This window comes from uncultured Actinomyces sp., from assembly GCF_963526355.1.
In the GTDB taxonomy this organism is placed as follows: Bacteria; Actinomycetota; Actinomycetes; order Actinomycetales; family Actinomycetaceae; genus Actinomyces.
In genome coordinates, this window is record NZ_CAUROW010000098.1 from 1 (window position 1) to 6,531 (window position 6,531).

The 6,531-nt window shown below is 69.2% G+C and carries 7 protein-coding genes and 1 pseudogene; 2 read left to right on the top strand and 6 right to left on the bottom strand.

The features are described 5' to 3' along the window. Positions 1-382 (bottom strand): annotated as a pseudogene (locus RWR81_RS11770) (Na+/galactose cotransporter); the annotation flags it as partial. 135 nt (positions 383-517) lie between these two features. Between RWR81_RS11770 and RWR81_RS11775 the strand changes: the two are divergent. Both RWR81_RS11775 and RWR81_RS11780 read left to right on the top strand, forming a co-directional pair. Continuing rightward, positions 518-1,072 (top strand): ribonuclease H, encoded by a 555-nt coding sequence (locus RWR81_RS11775; protein ID WP_314457926.1) that lies wholly within the window; start codon positions 518-520, stop codon positions 1,070-1,072. 110 nt (positions 1,073-1,182) lie between these two features. Continuing rightward, on the top strand, positions 1,183-1,689 hold the full coding sequence (locus RWR81_RS11780; protein ID WP_314457927.1) for a GtrA family protein: 507 nt from the start codon (positions 1,183-1,185) through the stop codon (positions 1,687-1,689). An 85-nt stretch (positions 1,690-1,774) separates the two neighbouring features. Here RWR81_RS11780 and RWR81_RS11785 read toward each other — a convergent pair whose 3' ends face one another. From RWR81_RS11785 to RWR81_RS11805, 5 genes are all read right to left on the bottom strand, one after another. Next, complete coding sequence (locus tag RWR81_RS11785; RefSeq protein WP_314457928.1) at positions 1,775-2,431, bottom strand: response regulator transcription factor; 657 nt, start codon at positions 2,429-2,431, stop codon at positions 1,775-1,777. A gap of 71 nt (positions 2,432-2,502) precedes the next feature. Beyond that, positions 2,503-3,819, bottom strand: coding sequence for a histidine kinase (locus RWR81_RS11790; RefSeq protein WP_314457929.1), 1,317 nt, complete (start codon positions 3,817-3,819; stop codon positions 2,503-2,505). Continuing rightward, positions 3,816-4,661 (bottom strand): ABC transporter permease, encoded by an 846-nt coding sequence (locus tag RWR81_RS11795; protein ID WP_314457930.1) that lies wholly within the window; start codon positions 4,659-4,661, stop codon positions 3,816-3,818. Before RWR81_RS11795 ends, RWR81_RS11790 begins: the two co-directional genes overlap by 4 nt. Beyond that, positions 4,658-5,452 carry an ABC transporter permease gene (locus tag RWR81_RS11800; RefSeq protein WP_314457931.1) on the bottom strand — a complete coding sequence of 265 codons (795 nt, stop codon included), beginning with the start codon at positions 5,450-5,452 and terminating at the stop codon, positions 4,658-4,660. Before RWR81_RS11800 ends, RWR81_RS11795 begins: the two co-directional genes overlap by 4 nt. A 107-nt stretch (positions 5,453-5,559) precedes the next feature. Then, positions 5,560-6,531: ABC transporter ATP-binding protein (locus RWR81_RS11805; RefSeq protein WP_399498439.1), on the bottom strand; the 972-nt coding region annotated here is incomplete at its 5' end.

A 6,531-nucleotide genomic window follows, 5' to 3' on the forward strand; every position in this document is an offset into this window, starting at 1 on the left:
TGAACTCGGGCACCGAGCGCACCTTGGAGCCGTAGTAGAAGGGCATCATGACCAGACCCAGGAAGATCATGGCTGGGACCGCGCCGATCCAGAAGTAGTGGAAGGTCGGTATGCCGTACTCGGCGCCGTTGGCGGACATTCCCATGATCTCGACGGCGCCCAGGTTCGCCGAGACGAAGGCGATCCCCGTCACCCAGGCCGGCAGGGAACGGCCCGAGGTGAGGAAGCCGTCGGCCGTGGCCGCCTTAGCGCGGGCGATGAGCCCGACGCCGATGACGAAGGCGAAGTAGATCGCGATGGGGATGTAGTCGTACCAGCGTGCGGCGATGAGTGTGCCGGATGCCGCTGACGAGGCTGATAGAGCGTTCAGCGTGGAGGACATCGGTGTACCTCTTAGGAGATATGTTTCAGGTGGCAAGATCATTCTTGCTGCCCGGCAGACTAGCACGGCGGCGATACCGGCACAGGAGGTTGAGTCTGCCCGGGACCACCAGGATTGGTGGGTAGAGTGCTCTTCATGACGATCACTGCTGCTGCCGACGGTTCCTCCCTGGGCAACCCGGGACCGGCCGGCTGGGCCTGGTACGTGGATGACGACTGCTGGGCAGCCGGAGGCTGGGAGAGGTCGACCAACAACCGCGGAGAGCTCACCGCCGTCCTCGAGCTCCTGCGAGCCACCGAGGCCGCCGGACTCACCGGCGAGGAGCTCATCGTCCAGTGCGACTCCCAGTACGTCATCAACTCCCTGACCAAGTGGCGCCACGGATGGAAGAGGCGCGGCTGGCGCAAGGCCGACGGCAAGCCGGTCCTCAACGCCGACCTCGTCAAGGACCTCGATGCCGCGCTCGCGGGTCGCACCGTGCGTTTCGAGTGGGTGCGCGGACACGTCGGCCACCCCATGAACGAGGCCGCCGACTCCCGGGCCCGCGGTGCCGCCACCGCCTACCAGCAGGGTCGCCCCGCGCCCTCCGGGCCGGGATGGACCCGGGGCGGCCGGAGGCAGGAGAAGACCTCGGAGGCGGCGCCGTCGAGCGCTCCTGCCGCTGCACCACAGACGGACGCCCTGTTCTGAAGGCGGGATCCCAGGGGCGACGAGACCCCGGGATCCCAACGACATCACTCACAGGAACGGCACAGGCACGTCAAACAGGCGGCATAAGGCTCGCGGCGAGGCTTGTAGCCATGACGATGACGAGCCCCGCCCTCCCCACACCGGCAGCCTCCCCCGACTCCCGCCCCACCACCCTGAACCGGCTCACCGGCCTGCGCCGTCGGGTTCCAACAGTCATCCTGTTCGCCGCCGTGTCCTTGTCCGGCTGGACGGTCGACTACGCCCTGGTCCTCATCCTCAACTCGCTGACCGACTCGGTCCTCTACGCCGTCGTCGGGGCCAGGATCGTCTCCTGCACCCTGGGCTTCCTGCTCAACCGGCGCCTGTTTCGCGCGGCCCCGGAGACCTTCTGGCGTTCGGCCGGTGGCTACGCCGCGGTCCAGGGCGGGGTGGCGGCCACGTCGTACGCCGGCATCGCCGTCCTCACCGGTGCCGGAGCGCCCCTGTGGCTGGCCAAGGTGCTCGTGGACTCCACGCTCTTCATCGTCAACTACCTGGCCCAGTCCCGTCTCGTCTACCGGGCCCCCGCGCCGGCCCAACAGGCAGTCCTGGTGCCCGCCATGGCATCGGCGGCCTGACCTGATACGCAGGACCCCGCCCCTCATCGATGGCGATCAGGGGCGGGGTGCGTGTCGGCGGTGATGGTCTCAGGAGAATGCCGGGTCAGGACTGGGCGTCGCGCATGAGAATGACGAGCTGGACCCGGTCGCGCAGGTCCAGCTTGGTCAGGATCCGGGTGACGTTCTTCTTGACCGAGTCCGTGGCCAGGACGAGGCGCTGGGCGATCTCCGCGTTCGTCAGTCCCCGGGCCACCAGCTCGGCCACCTCGCGCTCCCGTGGGCTGAGCCGCTCGAGCCGGGAGAGCGCGCTGCGTTGCTGAGGTGAGGCGATGGGTCTGAGCATGTGCCGGTTGAGCAGCTCACGGGTGATGCGCGGGGTGAGGATCGCATCCCCTGACCTGACCGCCCGCAGCGCCTGATGGAGGTCGAGCGTGCGGGTGTCCTTGAGCAGGAAGCCCGAGGCGCCTGCGGACAGCGCTCCGAAGGCGAACTCGTCCTCATCGTAGGTGGTCAGCACCAGGGTCCGGATCGAGGGGTAGAGCTGGGTGATTCGAGCCGTGGCGTCGATCCCGTTGAGAACGGGCATGCGCACGTCCATGAGGACGACGTCGGGGAGTGGCCGGCGCTCCTGAACCAGGCCGGCGAGCTGGTCGAGGGCGTCCTGACCGTGGACGGCCTGGGCCACGACCTCCAGGTCATCTGCCCGGTTGATGATGAGGGACAGACCCATGCGGGTCGCCTTCTGGTCGTCGACGATCATGATCGTGATCGGCCTGAGGGGGCTCGAGGGAGTCCCCGCCTGGGGTGTCGGAGGACCTGATACTGCTGGGGTCATCGAGACGCTGCGCCTTTCGGGAAGGGGATGGTGGCGCGCAGTACCCAGCCGGTGGCGCCGGGATCGGTCACGGGGCCGGCGGTCAGTGCGCCGCCGAGCTCGCGGACCGTCTCGGCCAGGTTGGTCAGGCCGTGCCCGTCGCTGCCGCCGTCGCCGGCTGCGCCGTGACCGTCGTCGGACACCGTGATCTGCGTGGCGGCCTCGCCATGATCCAGGGAGACGATGACGCGCGTGGCGCCCTGGGCGTGCCGCATGGCGTTGGTCAGGGCCTCCCGGACGACGACGTAAACCGCTTGACCGAGGGTCTGATCGGCTGCCATATCGGCAGGGCGTCTCCCGGTCCCGGTGAGGGCCGCGCTCATACCGGTCGCCCGTACCGTGGTCAGCAGGTCCTCCAGCTGGGCCCAGCCGTGCCCGGCACTGACGCGTGCGGCAGTACCGGAAGGTGTCTGGGAAGAGATGATCTCTGTTGCGTCATCCGGGTTCCCGGCGGTGGGCAACGGCGCGTGGAGGGAGGTGACTGCCTTTCGGGTGTCGGCGAGACCGTCGCGGGCGAGGTTGTTAATGGTGTCGATGGCCTCGTTGGTGGTGGGGTCGGTGGTGGTGGTATCGCGCAGGCCCTCGGACAGGGCGATGATGGCGGTCAGGGAGTGTCCCACGGAGTCGTGGAGCTCGGCGGCTACCTGGTTCTGGTGGCGGGCGGTGTCACGTTGGGCGGTCAGGTGCTGCTCGGTGGCCTGGGCGGCGGCCTGAGCGGCGAGCTGGGCGTCGGCGTGCTCGAGGGCCTCCCGGCGTAAGCGGATGATGATTGCCGCGGCGACCATGAGGGCCAGGGAGAAGATCAGTGGGATCATGGTGCCGTTGCGCGGCCACTCACTCAGGACTGTGGGCACGATGAGGCACAGCGCGCTCAGAGGGGTGCCGATGAGGCGGTCGCGGGTGCTGGCGGTGGCGAGCAGGGCGTACAGGGAGACCAGGGCCAGCAGGGTCAGGGCGCCGAAGGGGCCCCACAGGTCTGCGGCGGCCGAGGCCAAGGAGATGACGGTCACGACGGCCAGGGGCCAGCGGCGTCGGCCCAGCAGACAGGTGGCCGCCAGGAGGACGACGCCGGTCCACAGGGTGTAGGTCAGGGGGGTCAGGGAGGCCTCGACGGTGTTCATGACCATCATCTCGAAGACTCCCAGGACCCCGGGGAGCGCCCACAGAGTGTGGGTGCTGGTGCGCCACCAGTGGGCGAGCCGGTCCAGGCGGGTGCGCGGGGCCTGAGGGCGGGCCCCGTCGGGGCCCGCAGCGGGGGCGAGGATCGGGCTCATGAGTGCCGCCTGACCGCCCGGCGCAGAGCCAGGGCCAGCACTGCGACCCACACCAGGCAGATGACGCCGTCGGCGACCACTGCGCCCGGTGAGGTCATGGTCTCCGGGGTCAGGGCGGCAGTGGCCCGGGTCAGGACGGCCATGGGGTTGAGCACGCCCAGGGGGCGGACCACCAGCAGCATCGCCATCCCCGCGATCGAGCTCAGCAGTACGGCGGTCATGGTGGTGGCGAAGGACCGGGTGACGACCCCCAGCCAGGTGACGAAGGTGAGGATGACCCACATCCCCAGCGCCACGACGCCGAACCGGGGCAGGAAGGCGGCCAGGCCCGTCAGGTCGAAGCCCGCGACCAGGCCGGCGATGGCCGTGGTGACCATCAGGATCGCGGTGGTGGTGGCGGCGACCTGGAGCCCGTGGAGCAGCTTGCCCGCCACCATGGCGCCCTCCAGACGGTTGGCCCTCATCCGCTGCCAGTTGCGCCCCCGGTGCTCGCCGGCGGCGACCTGCGCCTCGAAGGCGCCCAGCGCCAGCGGTAGGAACAGCATCGACAGCATGAGTGTGGACTGGGGCCACAACAGGTCCCAGGAGATCCCGCGGGCCTGCAGGTCGTCCTGGTAGTCGCGGTACTGCAGATAGCCTCCCAGGGACGCCAGGGAGCACAGCACGCTCACCGCCACCCAGTACCACCGGTTGGGGGCCTTGCGGTTCTCCCAGTACCACGCGGCACGCACCGAGGGGCGATGACCATCGGGCACGGACGGTGCAGCGGGCATGGACGGTGCGGACAGGTCGGGGGCTCTCATCGCGGGCGCTGACGGTGCGAAGGCGGTGGGGGTGCTCATCGGTGGTTCTCCTTGTAGACGATCACGGCGTAGGCGGCGGCGCTCCAGACGGCTGCGGCCAGTACGGCCAGCCCTGCCAGGAGCCAGGGGTGGGATGCGAGGGTCACCTCGCCGGTGGCGCGCAGGGAGGCCATGGAGACATCTGTGCCGTCGATGGGGGTCGCCGCCGGAACGATGCCCCAGGGCAGCAGCCACGACAAGCCCCCGAGGTGGGCGAAGGGCAGGCCAGAGGTGATGAAACCGCCGATGGCCGCCGCTCCCAGGCCGATGGCCTGCTTGTCCAGGCAGGTCGACAGCGTCAGTTGGACCGTGCAGATCGCCAGAGTCGAGCAGACCAGCTCCACCACCATGGGTCCCAGCGCGTTCCAGTAGGTATCGGTCATGGTCAGTCCTATCGAGCTCGCCATCACGCTCAGCATGACCAGCACGGCGGTCTCCATCGCGATCACCGTGAGGAAGACGATCATCAGTTTGGCCCGGTACCGGGTCATGGGGCGCTGCCCCAGCGCGGTGAACAGCTGACCCATGCGCTCCTCGGCGTCCACACTCACGATGCGCGAGGCCAGCACCGCCGTGACGATCGGCATGAGGAGGGCCATCAGCTGGGCGAACTCGCTGAGCTGCAGGGCCGCGCTGCGCACCTGGGCGGAGCCACTGGCTCGAAGCGTCATCAGCATGGCGCACCACCCCAGGCACACGCCCGCCGTACTTGCGGCGATGAGCCAGTAGTGCTTACGACGCAGCTTGCCGACCTCCAGACGCAGCGCCTTGAGCATCCCGCCCGCGCTCACGGACGAAGACGCAGACGCACCTGCAGGCGGGGCCGAGGACGTGGACGCGGAAGCGGTCGGGGGTACGGACGGGGCCGAGGTGAGGGACGCGGTGCTCATCGTGGTACTCACCGGGCCACCCCCTGAGAAGCCGTGCGGGCGGTGGTGCGAGCGGCTGCGGGCTCGGTCAGCTCCAGGAAGGCCTGCTCGAGGGTCTTGCGCACGGTCTGAACCCGGTAGACGGTGGTTCCGGAGGCGACGATACGGGTGATGAGCTCGCCGACGACGTCGTCGGGCAGCATGGCGGTGCGCACCACGCCCTCGTGCACCTCATGAGCCAGCCCCAAGGAGCCCAGAAGCCCCGAGACCGCCGTGGGCGCCGAGACGATCATCTCGATGACCCCCTCATCGCGCAGACCCGACAGCGGGCCCTGGTAGCGCAGGCGTCCCGCGCAGATGATCCCCACCGTGTCGGCCATCTGCTCGATCTCGGACAGGATGTGCGATGAGACGATCACCGTCACTCCCTCCTGACGCGCCAGCGACACGATCAGCTCACGAATCTCAGCCACCCCGGCCGGGTCGAGCCCGTTGGTCGGCTCGTCCAGAAGGATCAGGGACGGATCCGCCAGGAGCGCCATGGCCAGCCCGAGGCGCTGCTTCATGCCCATGGAGTAGTTCTTGGCCTGCTTGTCGCCATGCCCGGTCAGGTTGACGGTGGCCAGGGCGTGCTCGACACGGCTGGAGCCCAGCCCCAGGTAGGAGGCCACCATGGCCAGATTCTCCTTACCGGTCAGGCTCGGGTAGTAGGAGGGGCCCTCGATGAGGGAGCCGATCGCCCCGGGAGGCAAGGAGTCACCGGCTCCCACCGGACGGCCCAGGACGCTCATGTGACCCGACGTCGGACGGGTCAGTCCCAGCAGGAGCTTCATGGTGGTGGACTTGCCGGCGCCGTTGGGGCCGAGGAACCCGTAGATGCCGCCTGCGGGCACCCTCAGGTTCAGTCCGTCGACGGCGTTGACGCCGTTGTAGGCGCGGGTCAGGCCGTCGGTGGTCACGACGAGTCCCCCAGCCGGGGCAGGAGCCGGGGCGGCTGCGGG

Coding starts and splice junctions, on each gene's coding strand:
- RWR81_RS11775 (WP_314457926.1), top strand. CDS start 518: ATGACGATCACTGCTGCTGCCGACGGTTCCTCCCTGGGCAACCCGGGA.
- RWR81_RS11785 (WP_314457928.1), bottom strand. CDS start 2,431: ATGATCGTCGACGACCAGAAGGCGACCCGCATGGGTCTGTCCCTCATC.
- RWR81_RS11795 (WP_314457930.1), bottom strand. CDS start 4,661: ATGAGCACCCCCACCGCCTTCGCACCGTCAGCGCCCGCGATGAGAGCC.
- RWR81_RS11780 (WP_314457927.1), top strand. CDS start 1,183: ATGACGATGACGAGCCCCGCCCTCCCCACACCGGCAGCCTCCCCCGAC.
- RWR81_RS11790 (WP_314457929.1), bottom strand. CDS start 3,819: ATGAGCCCGATCCTCGCCCCCGCTGCGGGCCCCGACGGGGCCCGCCCT.